The sequence below is a fragment of the Achromobacter sp. Bel genome (assembly GCF_012928505.1).
Taxonomy (GTDB): domain Bacteria; phylum Pseudomonadota; class Gammaproteobacteria; order Burkholderiales; family Burkholderiaceae_B; genus Achromobacter.
Window position 1 is genome coordinate 36,958 of record NZ_JABBJN010000041.1, and the last position, 16,278, is coordinate 53,235.

The 16,278-nt window shown below is 66.5% G+C and carries 20 protein-coding genes and 1 pseudogene; all 21 read right to left on the bottom strand.

What is annotated here, in order from left to right; all coding sequences use genetic code 11:
* Positions 1 to 13 precede the first annotated feature (13 nt).
* The gene (locus HG262_RS22235) at positions 14 to 364 is read right to left on the bottom strand and encodes a phosphoribosyl-ATP diphosphatase (RefSeq protein ID WP_006224532.1); all 351 of its coding nucleotides are present in this window, start codon (positions 362 to 364) and stop codon (positions 14 to 16) included.
* Positions 361 to 765, bottom strand: coding sequence for a phosphoribosyl-AMP cyclohydrolase (hisI, locus tag HG262_RS22240; protein WP_169273089.1), 405 nt, complete (start codon positions 763 to 765; stop codon positions 361 to 363). The genes HG262_RS22235 and hisI overlap by 4 nt, the downstream gene beginning before the upstream one ends.
* A 1-nt stretch (position 766) precedes the next feature.
* On the bottom strand, positions 767 to 1,588 hold the full coding sequence (gene hisF / locus HG262_RS22245) for an imidazole glycerol phosphate synthase subunit HisF (RefSeq protein WP_006224534.1): 822 nt from the start codon (positions 1,586 to 1,588) through the stop codon (positions 767 to 769).
* The gene (gene hisA / locus HG262_RS22250; RefSeq protein ID WP_046805342.1) at positions 1,585 to 2,325 is read right to left on the bottom strand and encodes a 1-(5-phosphoribosyl)-5-[(5-phosphoribosylamino)methylideneamino]imidazole-4-carboxamide isomerase; all 741 of its coding nucleotides are present in this window, start codon (positions 2,323 to 2,325) and stop codon (positions 1,585 to 1,587) included. Before hisA ends, hisF begins: the two co-directional genes overlap by 4 nt.
* A 56-nt stretch (positions 2,326 to 2,381) precedes the next feature.
* A complete protein-coding gene (hisH, locus tag HG262_RS22255) occupies positions 2,382 to 3,080 on the bottom strand; it encodes an imidazole glycerol phosphate synthase subunit HisH (protein ID WP_169273090.1) in 699 nt (232 codons plus the stop codon).
* 35 nt (positions 3,081 to 3,115) lie between these two features.
* Entirely contained in the window at positions 3,116 to 3,703 is a 588-nt protein-coding gene (gene hisB / locus HG262_RS22260) for an imidazoleglycerol-phosphate dehydratase HisB (protein ID WP_006216836.1), read from the bottom strand.
* Position 3,704: 1 nt separating this feature from the next.
* On the bottom strand, positions 3,705 to 4,811 hold the full coding sequence (gene hisC / locus HG262_RS22265; RefSeq protein ID WP_169273091.1) for a histidinol-phosphate transaminase: 1,107 nt from the start codon (positions 4,809 to 4,811) through the stop codon (positions 3,705 to 3,707).
* Positions 4,808 to 6,112 (bottom strand): histidinol dehydrogenase, encoded by a 1,305-nt coding sequence (gene hisD / locus HG262_RS22270; RefSeq protein WP_169273092.1) that lies wholly within the window; start codon positions 6,110 to 6,112, stop codon positions 4,808 to 4,810. The genes hisC and hisD overlap by 4 nt, the downstream gene beginning before the upstream one ends.
* 54 nt (positions 6,113 to 6,166) lie before the next feature.
* Complete coding sequence (gene hisG, locus HG262_RS22275; RefSeq protein WP_169273093.1) at positions 6,167 to 6,829, bottom strand: ATP phosphoribosyltransferase; 663 nt, start codon at positions 6,827 to 6,829, stop codon at positions 6,167 to 6,169.
* The gene (gene murA, locus HG262_RS22280) at positions 6,826 to 8,094 is read right to left on the bottom strand and encodes a UDP-N-acetylglucosamine 1-carboxyvinyltransferase (RefSeq protein ID WP_169273094.1); all 1,269 of its coding nucleotides are present in this window, start codon (positions 8,092 to 8,094) and stop codon (positions 6,826 to 6,828) included. The genes hisG and murA overlap by 4 nt, the downstream gene beginning before the upstream one ends.
* On the bottom strand, positions 8,094 to 8,339 hold the full coding sequence (locus HG262_RS22285) for a BolA family protein (RefSeq protein ID WP_169273095.1): 246 nt from the start codon (positions 8,337 to 8,339) through the stop codon (positions 8,094 to 8,096). Before HG262_RS22285 ends, murA begins: the two co-directional genes overlap by 1 nt.
* 5 nt (positions 8,340 to 8,344) lie before the next feature.
* The gene (locus HG262_RS22290; RefSeq protein ID WP_169273096.1) at positions 8,345 to 9,157 is read right to left on the bottom strand and encodes an ABC transporter permease; all 813 of its coding nucleotides are present in this window, start codon (positions 9,155 to 9,157) and stop codon (positions 8,345 to 8,347) included.
* Positions 9,154 to 9,966: an ABC transporter ATP-binding protein gene (locus HG262_RS22295; RefSeq protein WP_169273097.1), complete on the bottom strand. Its 813-nt coding sequence runs from the start codon at positions 9,964 to 9,966 to the stop codon at positions 9,154 to 9,156. The genes HG262_RS22290 and HG262_RS22295 overlap by 4 nt, the downstream gene beginning before the upstream one ends.
* A gap of 174 nt (positions 9,967 to 10,140) precedes the next feature.
* On the bottom strand, positions 10,141 to 10,770 hold the full coding sequence (locus HG262_RS22300) for an ABC transporter substrate-binding protein (protein ID WP_169273098.1): 630 nt from the start codon (positions 10,768 to 10,770) through the stop codon (positions 10,141 to 10,143).
* A 38-nt stretch (positions 10,771 to 10,808) separates the two neighbouring features.
* The gene (locus HG262_RS22305) at positions 10,809 to 11,609 is read right to left on the bottom strand and encodes a VacJ family lipoprotein (RefSeq protein WP_169273099.1); all 801 of its coding nucleotides are present in this window, start codon (positions 11,607 to 11,609) and stop codon (positions 10,809 to 10,811) included.
* Between the two features lie 80 nt (positions 11,610 to 11,689).
* Positions 11,690 to 12,190 carry an outer membrane lipid asymmetry maintenance protein MlaD gene (gene mlaD, locus HG262_RS22310; RefSeq protein ID WP_169273100.1) on the bottom strand — a complete coding sequence of 167 codons (501 nt, stop codon included), beginning with the start codon at positions 12,188 to 12,190 and terminating at the stop codon, positions 11,690 to 11,692.
* Between the two features lie 12 nt (positions 12,191 to 12,202).
* A complete protein-coding gene (gene mlaE / locus HG262_RS22315) occupies positions 12,203 to 12,991 on the bottom strand; it encodes a lipid asymmetry maintenance ABC transporter permease subunit MlaE (protein WP_169273101.1) in 789 nt (262 codons plus the stop codon).
* The gene (locus tag HG262_RS22320; RefSeq protein WP_169273102.1) at positions 12,988 to 13,824 is read right to left on the bottom strand and encodes an ABC transporter ATP-binding protein; all 837 of its coding nucleotides are present in this window, start codon (positions 13,822 to 13,824) and stop codon (positions 12,988 to 12,990) included. The genes mlaE and HG262_RS22320 overlap by 4 nt, the downstream gene beginning before the upstream one ends.
* 190 nt (positions 13,825 to 14,014) lie before the next feature.
* Positions 14,015 to 15,076, bottom strand: a complete 1,062-nt coding sequence (locus HG262_RS22325) for a nitronate monooxygenase (RefSeq protein WP_169273103.1) — start codon at positions 15,074 to 15,076, stop codon at positions 14,015 to 14,017.
* Between the two features lie 17 nt (positions 15,077 to 15,093).
* A complete protein-coding gene (locus HG262_RS22330; RefSeq protein ID WP_169273104.1) occupies positions 15,094 to 16,071 on the bottom strand; it encodes a tripartite tricarboxylate transporter substrate binding protein in 978 nt (325 codons plus the stop codon).
* 25 nt (positions 16,072 to 16,096) lie between these two features.
* A pseudogene (locus HG262_RS22335) lies at positions 16,097 to 16,278 on the bottom strand (MFS transporter); the annotation flags it as partial.

The following is a 16,278-nucleotide window of genomic DNA, read 5'->3' on the forward strand; positions in this document are numbered from 1 at the left end:
CCGGGCTCCGGGGTCAGTCTTTGGGGCGGCTTGCCTTCTCGGCCAGGCCCGACAGGCCTTCGCGGCGGGCCAACTCGGCCAGCACGTCTTCCGGCCGCAGGTTGAAATGCGTCAGCGCGACCAGGCAATGGAACCACAGGTCGGCGGTTTCGCTGACGATGCGCTCGGGCACGCCGTCTTTGGCGGCCATGACCAGTTCGGTGGCTTCTTCGCCGATCTTCTTCAAGAAAGAATCGGGGCCTTTGGCCAGCAGCTTGGCGGAGTATGACGCCGTGGGATCCCCGCCGTTTTCGGGGCGGCGGGTTTCCAGCGTGTCGGCGATGCGCGCCAGGATATCGGCGGCGCTTAGGGCTTGATCGGTCATTTGTAGATCATTTCCGGGTCTTTGAGCACCGGGTCCACGGTGACCCAGGACGCCTGGTCCGTCTGGCCTTCCAGGCGGCGGTAGAAACAGCTGGCGCGCCCCGTATGGCAGGCGATGCCGCCTTCCTGGTGGATTTTCAGCAGGATGACGTCGCCGTCGCAGTCCAGGCGCAGCTCGTGCACTTCCTGGACGTGGCCGGATTCCTCGCCCTTGCGCCACAGGCGCTGGCGCGAACGCGACCAGTACACCGCACGGCCGGTGGCGGCGGTTTCGGCCAGCGCTTCGCGGTTCATCCAGGCCACCATCATGATCTGGCCGTTTTCAAAGTCTTGGGCGATGGCGGGGATCAGGCCGTTTTCGTCGAAAACGACGTCGGTCATCCAGCTGGGTTCAGTGCTCATATCAGTCCAATCTTACGGCAATGCCTTGTTCAGCCATGAAGCGCTTGCATTCGCCGACGGTGTGCTGGCCGAAATGGAAGATGCTGGCGGCCAGCACGGCGCTGGCGCGGCCGGTGGTGACGCCGTCGGCCAGATGCTGCAGATTGCCCACGCCGCCCGATGCGATGACGGGCACCGGCACGGCGTCGGACACGGCGCGGGTCAGTTCCAGGTCGAAGCCCGACTTGGTGCCGTCGCGGTCCATGCTGGTAAGCAGGATCTCGCCCGCGCCGTAGGCGGCCATGCGGCGCGCCCACGCCACGGCGTCCAGCCCGGTGGCCTTGCGGCCGCCGTGCGTGAAGACTTCCCAGCGCGCGGGTTCGCCCGCGGCCGACACGCGGCGCGCGTCGATGGCGACGACCACGCATTGCGAGCCGTGGTAGTCGGAAGCCGCGCGGACCAGTTCCGGATTGGCCACGGCGGCGCTGTTGATGCTGATCTTGTCGGCGCCGGCATTCAGCAGGCGCTGGATGTCGGACACCTGGCGCACGCCGCCGCCCACCGTCAGCGGGATGAAGACCTGCGAGGCCACCTGCTCGATGATGGGCAGGATCAGGTCGCGGCCGTCGCTGGTGGCGGTGATGTCCAGGAACGTGAGTTCGTCGGCGCCCTGCTCGTTGTAGCGGCGGGCGATTTCGACGGGGTCGCCCGCGTCGAGCAGGTTGACGAAGTTCACGCCCTTGACGACGCGGCCGGCGGTGACGTCAAGGCAGGGGATGATGCGGCGGGTCAGCGCGCTCTGGACGGGCGCGCCGGCCCCGGGGGTGCTGCTGGAGGTGGTCATTTTGCCAATTCGTCGGCGCGAGCCTGGGCTGCCTGGAAATCAAGCGTGCCTTCGTAGATGCTGCGGCCCAGGATGGCGCCTTCGACGCCCTCTTCCTCGACGGCGCACAGGGCTTCGATGTCCTGGATGCCGGCGATGCCGCCCGAAGCGTACACGGGGATGCGCACGTGCTGGGCCAGGCGGACCGTGGCTTCGACGTTGACGCCCGACAGCATGCCGTCGCGGCCAATGTCGGTGTAGATGATGGCTTCGCAGCCGTAGTCTTCGAACTTCTTGGCAAGGTCCAGCACGTCGTGGCGGGTCAGCTTGCTCCAGCCGTCGGTGGCGATCTTGCCGTCGCGGGCATCCAGGCCGACGATGATCTGGCCGGGGAAAGCGCCGCAGGCATCTTGCAGGAAGCCCGGGTTCTTGACCGCGGCGGTGCCGATGATCACGTAGGAGATGCCGGCGTCAAGGTAGCGCTCGATGGTGTCGAGGTCGCGGATGCCGCCGCCGATCTGGACGGGGATGTCGTCACCGACGGCTTCCAGGATGGCCTTGATGGGCGCTTCGTTCTTCGGTTTGCCGGCGACGGCGCCGTTCAAGTCGACCAAATGCAGGCGGCGCGCGCCTTGGTCGAGCCAACGGGTGGCCATGGCGGCGGGGTCTTCGGAGAACACCGTTGCATCGTCCAGGTCACCCTGGCGCAGGCGCACGCAGCGCCCGTCTTTAAGATCGATGGCGGGGATCAGCAGCATGGTGGGCAGCAAAAAAGAAAGAGGGGTTGAATGGGCTGGCGCAGCAGGCTCAAGGCCTACGGCTGCCAGTCTACAAAATTGCGATACAGGCGCAAACCGTGCTCGGCGCTCTTTTCGGGGTGGAACTGCACCGCGAAAATGTTAGCTGCCGCCACTGCGCAGGTAAAGGCGACGCCGTAATCGGTTTCACCAACAATCAGGCCGGAATCGTCCGGATCGGCGTAGTAACTATGGACGAAATAGAAGTGCGTGTCGTCCGGAATGCCGTCCCAGATAGGATGAGAGCGCGTTTGGCGGACTTTGTTCCATCCCATGTGCGGCACTTTCAGCCGTTCCGGGCGGGTGTCGACCGCGCCCGCCGCGCCGGTGTCGGCGAGGCACGCTTCGTCATCGGCGGCGATCAGGTCGGCAAAGCGCGGGCCCGAGAAGCGACGCACGACGCCGGGGAACAGGCCCAGGCATGACGTGCCGCCCTCTTCAGAGGAGTCGAACAGCATCTGTTCGCCCACGCAGACGCCCAGCAGGGGCTTGTTGCGGGCAGCGCGCACGACGGCTTCGCGCAGGCCGGATTCATTCAGGGTGCGCATGCAGTCCGCCATGGCGCCCTGGCCCGGGAAGACCACGCGGTCGGCCGCGTCGATGTCCTGGGGCTGGTTGCAGATGCGAATGTCCGCATCCGGGGCGGCGAACGTCAGGGCGCGTGCGACGGAGTGGAAATTGCCCATTCCATAGTCGACGATGGCGATAGTGGTCACTTCTTTTTGCCTGGTGCGGTGGGTTTGGCGAACGGTTACAGCACGCCCTTGGTGGAGGGCACGACGTCGCCCATGCGCGGGTCGACTTCCATGGCCATGCGCAGGGCGCGGCCACAGGCCTTGAACACGGTTTCCGCCTGATGGTGGGCGTTGAAGCCGCGCAGGTTGTCGATGTGCAGCGTGATCAGCGCGTGATTGACCAGGCCCTGGAAGAATTCGCGCGTCAGGTCGACGTCAAAATTGCCGATGTGGGCGCGCGTGAACGGGATGTGGTATTCCAGGCCGGGACGGCCCGAGAAGTCCACCACGACGCGCGACAGCGCTTCGTCCAGCGGCACGTAGGCGTGGCCGTAGCGGCGCAGGCCGGCCTTGGTGCCGACCGCTTTGGCGATGGCCATGCCCAGCGTGATGCCCACGTCTTCCACCGTGTGGTGCGCATCGATGTGCAGGTCGCCCTCGGCTTTGATGTCGAGGTCGATCAGGCCGTGGCGCGCGATCTGGTCCAGCATGTGGTCCAGGAACGGCACGCCCGTGTCGATCGTCTGCTTGCCGGTGCCGTCGATGTTGATGGCCACGCGGATGCGGGTTTCGTTGGTGTTGCGGGTGATCTCTGCGGTACGCATGTTAAGCACTCAAAATCTCTTGCAGGGCAGCCAGCAAGGCGGCGTTCTCGGCCGGGGCGCCCACCGAGATGCGCAGGCAGTTGGCCAGGAGCGGATGGGCGTCGGAGAAGTTACGAATCAATATTTTGCGCGTTTTCAGCGCAAGATGCACGGCGTTGCCGTCCAGCTTGCCGGAAAAGCGCGCGAGTATGAAGTTGCCGGCGGAAGGGAATACCCTGACGCCGGGCAGCGCGGCCAGGGCCTGGGCCAGTGGTTCGCGGTCGGCGCGCAGGCGCGCGGCCTGTTCGTCCAGCACGTTCTTGTGGCGCAGGACCGTCATCAGCGTGGCCTGGGTCAGCACGTCCAGGTTATAGGGCGGGCGCACCTTGTTCAGTTCCGCGATCCAGTCCGGATGGCCGGCCATGTAGCCGAAACGCAGGCCGGCCAGGCCGATCTTGGATACCGTGCGCATGACGACCACGTTGGGCGCGTCCAGCACCTGGGCCATCCAGCTGCGGTCGGCGAAGGGCTGGTAGGCCTCGTCCAGCACCACCAGGCCGGGGGCGGCGGCGATGATCGCCTGCACGTCGCCGTCGGACCAGAGGCCGCCGGTGGGGTTGTTGGGCACGGCCAGGAACACAACCTTGGGCTGGTGTTCGCGGATGGCGGCCAGCATGGCCGGCAAATCCAGGGTCAGATCATCCGTCAGCGGCACGCCGACGAAGCGGGCGTGGTCGAAGCGGGCCGCCATGTCGAAATAGACGAACGACGGCCACGGCGACATCACGGTATCGCCGGGGTTGCAGCAGGCTTGCACCACGATGTGGATGAGCTCGTCCGAGCCGTTGCCGAACAGCACGTCGGCGGCATCGGGCACCCCGAATGCCGTCTTCACCGCCTGCTCGAGCGCGGACAGGTCGGCGGCCGGGTAGCGGTTCAGCGCCGTGTCGCGCACGGTGCGGGCAATGTCGTCGCGAACCGCGTCGGGCAGCTCGTAGGGGCATTCCATCGCGTCCAGCTTGATGCAGCCTTCCGCGTTGGCCACCGGATAGGCGGCCAGTTCGCGGATATCGGCGCGGACGGTGCCGGCGATGCGGCCGGCGACATTTGCCGCCGGAACCCCGCTCATGGCTTGTCGATCCGGTACTGGGCGCTGGCGGCGTGCGCCTGCAGGCCCTCGCCCAACGCCAGTTCGGCGGCGATGCGGCCCAAGGTCTGCGCGCCTTCGCGCGAGACCTGGATCAGGCTGGAGCGCTTCTGGAAGTCGTACACGCCCAGCGGCGACGAAAAGCGCGCCGTACGGGACGTGGGCAGCACGTGGTTGGGACCTGCGCAGTAATCGCCCAGCGCTTCCGAACTGAAGCGGCCCATGAAGATCGCACCGGCGTGGCGGATCTTGGCGGTCCAGATTTCGGGCTGCTCGGTCGAGATCTCCAAGTGCTCGGGCGCGATATCGTTGGCAATCTGGCAGGCCTCTTCCAGGCTCTGGACCTGGATCAGCGCGCCGCGGTTGGCCAGGCTGACCCGCAGGATGTCGGCGCGCGGCATTGTCGGCAGCAGGCGCGCGATGGCGGCTTCGACTTCTTCGATGAAGGCGGCGTCGGGACAGAGCAGGATGGATTGCGCCAGTTCGTCGTGCTCGGCTTGCGAGAACAGGTCCATGGCGATCCAGTCGGCCGGCGTCTTGCCGTCGCAGATGACGAGGATTTCGCTGGGGCCGGCGATCATGTCGATGCCGACCGTGCCGAACACGCGGCGCTTGGCGGCGGCGACGTAGGCGTTGCCGGGGCCGACGATCTTGTCCACGGGGGGCACCGTATCGGTGCCGTAGGCCAGCGCACCCACGGCCTGCGCGCCGCCGATGGCGAACACGCGGTCCACGCCGCCGATGGCGGCCGCGGCCAGCACGATGGGGTTGCGCACGCCGTCGGGCGTGGGCGTGACCATGACCAGTTCCTGCACGCCCGCGACCTTGGCCGGGATGGCGTTCATCAGCACCGACGATGGATAGGCGGCCTTGCCGCCCGGCACGTACAGGCCCACGCGGTCCAGCGGGGTGACCTGCTGGCCCAGCATCGTGCCTTCAGCGTCGGTGTAGGTCCAGGTCTCGGCGCGTTGGCGTTCGTGGTAGCTGCGAACGCGGTCGGCGGCGGCTTCCAGCGCATTGCGCTGCGCGGCCGGCAGCGAGGCCAGCGCGGCATGCCAATCTGCCTTGGGGATTTCCAGCGTGGCGGCCGATGCACCAGGCATGCGGTCGAAACGTTGCGTGTATTCCACCAGCGCGGCGTCGCCGCGGGTGCGCACGTCGGCCAGGATGCCGGCGGCGGCGCGGTCGATGGACTCATCCTCGGTGGCCTCGAAGGCCAGCAGCTTGGACAGGGCGGATTTGAATCCGGGATCGCGGGAGTCGAGACGATTGATCAGTGCCATGGCGTCATGCAGCAAAGCGGAAAGCGGCCGCCGCGGCGTCGCGGCGGGCGGAGGTCAGGCATTGCGGGAAGCGGCTCTTTCGAAGGCGTCCAGCAGCGGTTGCAGGCGGGCGCCGCGGGTCTTCAGCGCGGCCTGATTGACGATCAGGCGCGACGAGATCGGCATGACGTCTTCCACGGCGACGAGGTCGTTGGCGCGCAGCGTGCCGCCGGTGGACACCAGGTCGACGATGCAGTCGGCCAAGCCGACCAGCGGCGCCAGTTCCATCGAACCATACAGCTTGATGATATCCACGTACACACCCTTTGCCGCAAAGTGTTCACGGGCTGAGTGGACGTATTTGGTGGCCACGCGCAAGCGCGCGCCCTGGTGCACGGCGCCTTCGTAGTCGAAGCCGTTGCGCACGGCCACGGCCAGGCGGCACTTGGCGATGTTCAGGTCGATGGGCTGGTACAGGCCGCCGGGCTGTTCCTTGGCGTGCTCGATCAGCACGTCTTTGCCCGCGATGCCGAGGTCGGCCGCGCCGTATTGCACGTAGGTCGGCACGTCGGAGGCGCGCACGATGATCAGGCGCAGGCCAGGATCGCTGGTCGGCAGGATCAGCTTGCGCGAGCTCTCCGGGCTCTCGGTCACTTCGATGCCGGCTTCGGCCAGCAGCGGCATGGTTTCTTCAAAGATCCGGCCCTTGGACAGGGCCAGGGTCAGGGGACTATTCATGCCTGTTCCTTGCCGGTAACGCGTTGGATGTTCGCGCCCAGGGCGCGTAGCTTGACCTCCATCTGGTCGTAGCCACGATCCAGATGGTAGATGCGGTCGACCAGCGTGTCGCCGTCGGCGGCCAGGCCGGCAATGACAAGGCTGGCCGAGGCGCGCAGGTCGGTGGCCATGACGGTGGCGCCCGACAGGCGGGCAACGCCGCGCACGACGGCGGTGTGGCCGTCGATGTCGATGTCGGCGCCCATGCGGCGCAATTCCTGCACGTGCATGTAGCGGTTCTCGAAGATCGTCTCGGCGATGACCGAGGTGCCTTCGGCAACCGCGTTCAGGGCCATGACCTGGGCTTGCATGTCGGTGGCGAAGCCGGGGTATTCATGCGTGCGGAAACCCACGGCTTTCGGGCGCGAGGACATGGCGCCCCGGATCCAGTCCGGGCCGGTTTCGATGGTCAGGCCGGCTTCGGCCAGCTTGTCCAGCGTGGCGCCCAGAATGCCCGGGTCGGTGTTCTTCAGCGTGATGTCGCCGCCTGTCGCGCCCACGGCGCACAGGAAGGTGCCCGCTTCGATGCGGTCGGAGATGACGCGGTGTTCGGCGCCGTGCAGGCGGGCGACTCCGTCGATCACGATGCGGTCGGTGCCGTGCCCCTGGATGCGGGCACCCATCTTGATGAGCAGTTCGGCCAGGTCGACCACTTCGGGTTCGCGCGCCGCGTTCTCCAGCACGGTCCGGCCGTCGGCCAGCACCGCGGCCATCAGCAGGTTCTCGGTGCCGGTGACGGTGACCATGTCGGTGCGCACGGATGCGCCCTTCAGGCGTTTGGCGCGCGCGACGACGAAGCCGTGCTCGATGCTGATTTCGGCGCCCAGCGCGGCCAGGCCCTTGATGTGCTGGTCGACCGGCCGTTGGCCGATGGTGCAGCCGCCCGGCAGGCTGACGCGCGCTTCACCGAAGCGGGCGAGCAGCGGGCCCAGCACCAGGATGGACGCGCGCATCGTCTTGACCAGGTCGTACGGCGCCTCCAGGTTGTCGAGGCGGTCGGCCTGCAGCGTGACCACGCCGTCCGCGCCGCGCTCGGCGCGCACGCCCATGCGGCCAAGCAGGCGCAGCATGGTGGCGGTGTCGTTCAGGTGCGGGACGTTGGCGAGCGTTAGCGCGTCGGCGGTCAAGAGGCCGGCGCACAGGATCGGCAACGCCGAGTTCTTGGCGCCGGAAATCGAGATTTCGCCGTGCAGCGGCGTGCCGCCGGTGATGCGCAGTTTATCCATCACTTGCCTGCTTGCTGGTACTCGCCAGGGGTCAGCGTGCGCATGGACAATGCATGGATCTCGGCTTTCATGCGGTCGCCCAGGGCGGCATAGACCATCTGATGGCGCTGGATCAAGCGCTTGCCTTCGAAGGCGGTGCTGACGATGACGGCGTCGAAGTGCGAGCCGTCGCCCTGCACGTCAAGATGTTCACAGGACAGGCCGTCCGCGATGTATTGGCGGACTTGCGCGGGAGTGGGAAGCATGGACGTCAGTTCCTGAGTTTGTAGCCGCTGGCCAGAAGCCGCAGCGCGTAAAGCGATAGAGCCAGGAACACCGCCGTCACGACCCCCAGGCTGCGCCAGGGCGAGACGTCCGACACCGCGAAGAATCCGTAGCGGAATCCGTCGATGGCGTAGAAGATGGGGTTCCAGTGGGACACGCTTTGCCAGAAGGGCGGCAACGTGTGGATGGAATAGAACACGCCGGACAGGAACGTCGCGGGCATGATCAGGAAATTCTGGAAGGCGGCCAACTGGTCGAATTTTTCGGACCACAGGCCTGCGACCACGCCCAGCACGGCCATGATGCCGCAGGACAGCACCGCAAACGCCAGCAGCCACAGCGGGTTGGCGGGGACGAGCGACACGAAGAACAGCGCCACCGCCCAGACGCACAGGCCCACGGCCAGGCCGCGCACGATGGCCGCCAGCACGAAGGCGCCGAACATGTCGCGGTGCGACAGGGGCGGCAGCAGCATGAAGACGAGGTTGCCCGTGATGCGGCTTTGGATCAGCGACGAGGACGGGTTGGCGAACGCGTTCTGCAACATGCTCATCATCATGAGCCCGGGGATCAGGAACGCGGTGTAGGGCACGGTGCCGTACACCATCAGGCGCCCTTCGAGCACGTGCGCAAAGACCAGCAAGTACAGCAGCGCCGTGATCACGGGGGCGGCGATGGTCTGGAAGCCGACTTTCCAGAAGCGCAGCAGTTCCTTGCGCAGCAGGGTCGGGAAACCGGAGCCCGCGTCCAGGCGGGGCTGCACCAGCGGTTGGCTGGTGGTCGCGTTGGGCGGCGTCATGACGAAATCTCTTCGGGTTGCAGGGCGGGCGCGGCGGGCTCGTCGCCCTGATGCATGATGCGTACGAACGCGTCTTCCAGGTCGACGCCGCCCACGCGGGCCATCAGGGCCTGAGTGGTGTCCAGCGCCACGATCCGGCCGCGCTTGAGCATTGCGATGCGGCCGCACAGGGCTTCCGCTTCTTCCAGGTAATGCGTGGTCAGCATGATGGTGTGGCCCGCCTTGTTCAGGCGCGAGATGAATTCCCACAAGGTGCGGCGCAGGTCCACGTCCACGCCCGCGGTGGGTTCGTCCAGCACGATCACGGGGGGGCGGTGCACCAGCGCCTGCGCCACCAGCACGCGGCGCTTCATGCCGCCGGACAGCGCGCGCATGTTGTTGTCGGCCTTGTCGGCCAGTCCCAGATTGAACAGGATCTCGTCGATCCAGTCGTCGTTGTTGCGCAGGCCGAAGTAGCCGGACTGGATGCGCAGGGTTTCGCGCACCGTGAAGAACGGGTCGTAGACGAGCTCTTGCGGCACGACGCCCAGCGCGCGGCGCGCCGACTTGTAGTCGGCCACGACGTCGTATCCACAGACGGTGGCCCGTCCGGACGATGCGTGCGCCAGGCCGGCCAGGATCGAGATCAGGGTGGTCTTGCCCGCGCCATTCGGGCCGAGCAGGCCGAAGAACTCGCCATGCTCGATGTTCAGGCTGACGTGGTCCAGCGCCTGGAAGCCGGGAGCGGGCGTGCGCCCAAGCAACTTCTGCCAGCCAGGCTGGCGTGGCGAATAGACCTTGGAGACGTTTTCTAGACTGACGGCTGACATGACGGCGCGGGGATGCCCGGAAAGAGCGAATTGACCATTATATAAGCGCCCTGTGACGGCAAGCGCCTATGGCCCCGGGAGCCGTAAGGGATGGAGACTTGATCCGTCCCTTAAATAATCGGCCCGGCGGGCCACTAGGGGCGCGCCGGGCCGGAGGCAGCCGGAACCGGGGGGTTACTGGTTGCGCTGGTTCAACGCCTTGATCAGGCCGTCGATGCCGTTCTGGTTGATCTGCTGCGCAAACTGGTTGCGGTAGTTTTCGATCAGCCAGATGCCTTCGACGTTCATGTCGTAGATCTTCCAGCCTTGCGGCGTCTTTTCCAGGCGGTAGTCCACGCCGGTGGGCTGGCCGTTGTCCTGGCTGATCAGGGTGCGCACGACCACGTCGTCGGCCTTTGGGTCGCCGCGGAACGGCAGGGCCTTGACGGTGGTGCTGGGCGTGACGCGGGTCAGCGCGCCGCTGTAGGTGCGGACCAGCGTGCCGCGGAACGCGTCGGCCAAGGCCGTCTTCTGCGGTTCCGTCGCCTGGCGCCAGTAGCGGCCGGCGGCCAGGCGCGTCGTCTTCTGGAAGTTGACGTAGGGCAGGATGTGCTGGTTGACGACTTCGTTGATGCGGGCGGTGTTGCCGGCCTTGACGGCGCCGTCCGCTTTCAGCACGTCGAGCGCTTCATTGGCCGTGGCGACGACGAATTGGTCCGGGGGACCGTTGGGGTTGGGCTTGGCCTGCGCGGCGCTGGCCGTGGCCAGGCCCAGCAGGCCCGCGAAAGCCAAGCGCTGCAACAGGGAAACAAAAGCAAATCGCATCAAAACTCCTTACTGTACCGATGAACGCAAGCGACAGCTTACTTGGTTGCCGGCGCGGGCACAGGGGCGCCCTTGGCGGCAGCGGGGGCATCGCCATCATCGTCTTCGTAGTTGGGCAGCGTGTCTTCGTCGTTCACGCGCTGGCCAAGCACCATGGCGTTGCGGCGTTGCAGGTAGGCGTCGCGGATGAAGCTGTACGGATCCAGCGCGACGCGGTCGATCGTGTCGGTGGCGCTCAACAGGCTGGCGCGCGTATCGACGATACGCAGGCCCCACAGCGAGTTGCGCAGGGGCACGTTGTCGATGGAGTCGACGCCCATGTAGCCGTAGGTCGTGCCGTAGAAATCGCCGATCAGGCCCGTGCCGTCGCGCACCGTGGACGAACCGAAGAACGGCAGTACCAGGTACGGGCCTTGGCCGAAGCCCCACACGCCCAGCGTCGTGCCGAAGTCGTTCGGGATCTTGCGTGCGCCGTTGGCCGAGGCGACGTCGAAACAGCCGCCCACGCCCATCGTGGTGTTGAACAGGAACCGGCCCAGCGTGTTCACGAAATCGTGACCACGGCCTTGCAGGAAGCTGTTGGCGCCGGACCAGAGGTCGCCGACGTTGCTGAAGATGTTGTGCACGCAGCTGCGAACGGGCTGTGGCGTGACAAAGGTGTAGGCCTGGGCGACCGGCTTGAAGACCGCGCGGTCGACTGTGTCGTTGAACTTGTAGACGCCCCGGTTGAAACCTTCCCACGGATCGCGGGGATCCGGATTCTGCGGCGCGGCGCAGCCGGCCATCAGTGCACCCGCCGCTGCGATGGTGGCAATTCGGGAAAGTGCGTTCTTGTTCATGATCAGGACATCCCTATCAACGATTCTTATGATATTGCGATGGGCAAGCGCAGCCTGTTACGGCGTCTTTCGCATCGTCTTCAATTTGGCGCTTTCGCGGCGGGAGCGGCCTCGGAGGTCGCGCCCTGCTTTTCGGCGGAGCCGTACAGGAACTGGCTGATCAGCTGCTCCAGCACAACCGCGCTTTGTGTATAGCGGATTTTTCCGCCGTCGGTAAAGTTCTCTTCTTCGCTGCCCGCCGTCAGGCCCAGGTACTGTTCGCCCAGCAATCCGGAGGTGAGGATCGAGGCCGAGGTGTCTTTCGGGAACTGGTAGGCCTTTTCCAGATTCACCGAGACGACCGCCTGGAACATCTTGTCGTCGAAGGTGATGCTGGACACGCGCCCCACCACGACGCCGGCGCTTTTGACCGCCGCGCGCGGCTTGAGGCCGCCTACGTTATCGAAATTGGCCGACAGCGTATAGGTCGGCGCGAAGGAAAAGGTGCTGAGGTTGCCGGCGCGCAACGCCAGGAATACCAGCGCGATCGCGCCCAGCAGTACAAACAGGCCTACCCAGAAGTCGGTTTTTTCGCGTGACATGATCGATCCGTTTCAATTTCCAAACATCAAGGCGGTGAGCAGGAAGTCCAGCCCAAGTACCGCCAAGGAGCCCACCACCACGGTGCGCGTGGTGGCGCGGGCGACGCCTTCGGGGGTGGGCCGGGCCTGCCAGCCTTCGTAGAGCGCCACCAGCGTCACCGTGACGCCGAACACCACGCTCTTGATGACGCCGTTGGCGACGTCATTCCAGACATCGACGCCGTTTTGCATCTGCGACCAGAACGCACCCGCGTCCACGCCGATCATCACGACGCCGACAACCCAACCGCCCAGGATGCCCACCATGGAGAACACCGCCGCCAGGATGGGCATGGCGATAATGCCGCCCCACAGGCGCGGCACCAGGACGCGGCGGATCGGGTCGACGGCCATGACTTCCATGGCCGACAGTTGTTCGCCGGCCTTCATCAGGCCGATCTCGGCGGTCAGCGAGGTGCCCGCGCGGCCGGCGAACAGCAGCGCCGTCACGACAGGACCCAGCTCGCGCACCAGCGACAGGGCCACCAGCAGCCCCAGCGCTTCTTCGGAACCGTAGCGGTTCAGTGTGTAGTAGCCCTGCAGTCCCAGCACGAAGCCCACGAACATGCCGGACACGGCGATGATCAGCAGCGAATAGTTGCCGATGAAATGGACCTGCTGCGACACCAGGCGCGGGCGCGAGAACACGATGCCGCTGCGCGCCAGCATGCCGGCGAAGAACCGGGTGAAGTAGCCGATGCCTGACACGATGCCGCGGACCCATCCGCCCAGCGCGCTGACGGGGTTGTTCAAGCCGCTCATGCTTTGCGCCCTTTTTGTTCGGAAAGCCACTTCTGGAAAGCCGGCGTTTCAGGGTATTGGAACGCGACCGGGCCGTCGGGCTCGCCTTTCAGGAATTGCTGGACATACGGGTCTTGCGACGCCGATAGCGTTTCAGGCGTGCCGGAGGCGGCAAGCCGGCCCTGCCCCACCAGGTACACCCGGTCGGCGATGGCGAAGGATTCCTGCACGTCGTGAGTGATCAGCACCGAGGCGCATCCCAGGCGGTCGGCCAGACTGCGGATCAGGCGGGCCGTGATGCCCAGCGAGATCGGGTCCAGTCCGGCGAAGGGTTCGTCGTACAGGATCAGTTCGGGTTCCAGCACCACGGCGCGGGCCAGGGCAACCCGGCGCGCCATGCCGCCGGAGATCTCGGCCACCTTCAGGTGCGCGGCGGCGCGCAGGCCCACGGCGTCCAGTTTGTCCAGGACGCGCTCGGTGATGTCGGCTTCGGACTGGCGGGTGTGTTCGCGCAGCGGGAACGCGACGTTTTCGAATACGTTCAAGTCAGTGAACAGCGCGCCCTGCTGGAACAGCACGCCCATGCGTTTGCGCAGGGATTGCAGTTCGGCCGGCGCGGCGCGCCCGATGTCCTGGCCAAACGCCAGGACACGGCCTTGCTGCGCGATGAGCTGGCCGGTGGCCGCTCGCAATAGCGTGGTCTTGCCCGAACCCGAGCCGCCCATGACGGCGACGACTTGGCCCGCGCGCACGTCCATGGAGATATCGCGCAAGACGGTGAAATCACCGTAGCCTAGCGCCACACCTTCCAGGCGCAGGGCGAATTCCGGGGTGCTGCTTGATTGAGCGGGCATGGGCAACGAAATGGGGTTTTGCGAGGACCAAGGCGGACTCTGGCCCCCAAGCGGCGAGGCGCCATTGTAGCCCGACGCTTTGTAATCACAATCCGATACGTCGCCAGTGGAACAGTGTTTTCGGTATCAGGGACAATCGCCCGCCCGGGCGAGTGCCCGGCGGGGCGCCGGGACAGGGCCCCGCCGGCGGTCAGCGGCGCGCCTGGGCCGCCTGGGTTTCCCGGACCAGCCGCTGGACCAGGTCCGCCGTGCTTTCCCGCCGGGCCAGCGGCGCAGCCTGGCCCGCCCATAGGGACAGCACGTTGATATTGCCCGCTTTGCCGCCCGCCGTGCGCATGGGGCGCGTCAGCGCATTCTGCAGGGGATACGGCAGGATGTCGGCGGCGATGGCGTCGGCATCCCGCATGAAGGCGTTGGAGATGCCGCGCGCCGGACGGCCGGAAAAGGCGCGGGTCACGCGTGACTGCTCGGAGCGCGATGCCGGCAGCACAGCCTTGTAGGCGTCGCTGATGCCGGATTCGTCCGTCGTCAGGAAAGCCGTCCCCATTTGTGCGGCGTCGGCGCCCAGCGCCAGGGCGGCAGCGATGCCGCGGCCGTCCATGATGCCGCCCGAGGCGATCACCGGCACGGAAACCGCATCCGCCACCTGCGGCGTGAGCGCCATGGTGCCGATCAGCGATTGCTCGAAATCCTCCAGAAAGGTGCCGCGGTGCCCCCCCGCTTCGGCGCCCTGGGCCACGATGGCGTCCACGCCGTCCTGTTCCAGCGCGATCGCCTCGCGCACGGTGGTCGCCGTGCCGATGGTCAGGATGCCCAATTGCCGGCAGCGCGCCAGCACGTCGGCCGGGATCCGGCCGAAGGTGAAGCTGAAGACTGCCGGGCGCAGCCGCAGGACGGCCTCGATCTGCCCCGGCAGCGGGTCGGCCTGTGGGCCCGGCGCGGCGGGGGCCGGCAAGCCCAGTTGCTCGTGGTAACGGGCCATCAGGGCCAGCATGCGGCCGGTGTCGCCCTGCATGGGCTGGTCCGGCACCGATGCGAAGAGGTTGATGGCAAACGGCCGCGGCGTGCGGGCGCGGATGTCCGCGGCTGCCGCATCGATCTGCTCGGGACTCATGTAGGCCGCCCCGAGCGATCCCAGGACACCCGCTTTCGACGCCTCGGACACCAGTTCCACCGTCGTCGCGCCGCCCGCCATGGGAGCCTGGATGATGGGATGGTCCAACTTCAGAAGGTCAAGCAGACGGGTGGCCATGGGAAGACTCCTAAGGGTTATTGAAGCTGGATGTTCCCAGCCTTGATGACGTGGGCCCACTTCTCGGTTTCACTCTTGATGAAGGCCGCGAATTCCTCTGGCGTGCCGCCGCCGGCCTGGCTGCCTGTGTCGGCGATGGCCTTCTGCACATCCGGTTCTTTCAGGATGCGGTTGAATTCCGCGTTCAGCTTGGCGATGATCGGCGCCGGCGTGCCGGCGGGGGCGACGATGCCCTGCCAGTTGTAGGACTCGAAGCCCGGCAGGCCGGATTCGGCCATCGTGGGCACATCGGGCAGCACGGCCAGACGCTTGGCGGACGTGACGGCGATGGGATGGATCTTGGCGCCCTGGATGGCCGGCAGCGCGGAATAGCCCATCTCGAACATCATTGAGATGTGGCCGCCCATCAGGTCGGTCGCGGCCAGGCTGCCGCCCTTGTACGGCACGTGCACAATGTCGATCTTGGCCTGCTCGCGGAACATTTCGCCCGACAGGTGGTGCGCGCCGCCCACGCCCGACGAACCGAAGGACAGCTTGCCGGGCTGCTTCTTGGCCAGCGCGATCAGCTCGGCCAGCGTCTTGACCGGCAGCTCGTTGTTCACGCTCAGCACCAGCGGGCTGTTCTCGATCAGGATGATGGGCGCCAGGTCCTTTTGCGGGTTATAGGGCATTTCCTTCATCAAGGACGGGTTCACGGCCATCGGGGCCAGATTGCCCGTGCCGATGGTGTAGCCGTCCGGCGCCGCCTTGGCGATCAGGTTGGTGCCGACCACGCCGCCCGCGCCCGCCTTGTTCTCGACCACGATGGGCTGGCCCAGCGTTTCGCCCAGCTTGCGCGCCAGCAGCCGCACGCGCGTGTCGGCGAAGCCGCCCGGCGCGTAGGGAACGATCATGGTGATGGGCTTGGCGGGCCAGTCGGCGGTCTGGGCCTGCGCGGCGCCGCTGAAGGCGGCAACGGCCGCTAGTGCGGCGATCAGGGGGCGCAAAGATCTCATGCTGGGTGACTCCTCGTTCTTGTCTCTAATGTGTGCAGCCCTGGGGGCCGATCGCATTATGCCCAGCGCCTATGTCATCTGTCGTGATTTTTCCCAAGCGCCAGGCCGATAGCGCCAGCAGCGCCGCGCCGGCCCCCAGCACTTGCGGCAAGCCCGCGCCCCAGTGCGCGGCCCACGAGGCCAGCAGCGGCCCCAATATCTGTCCTG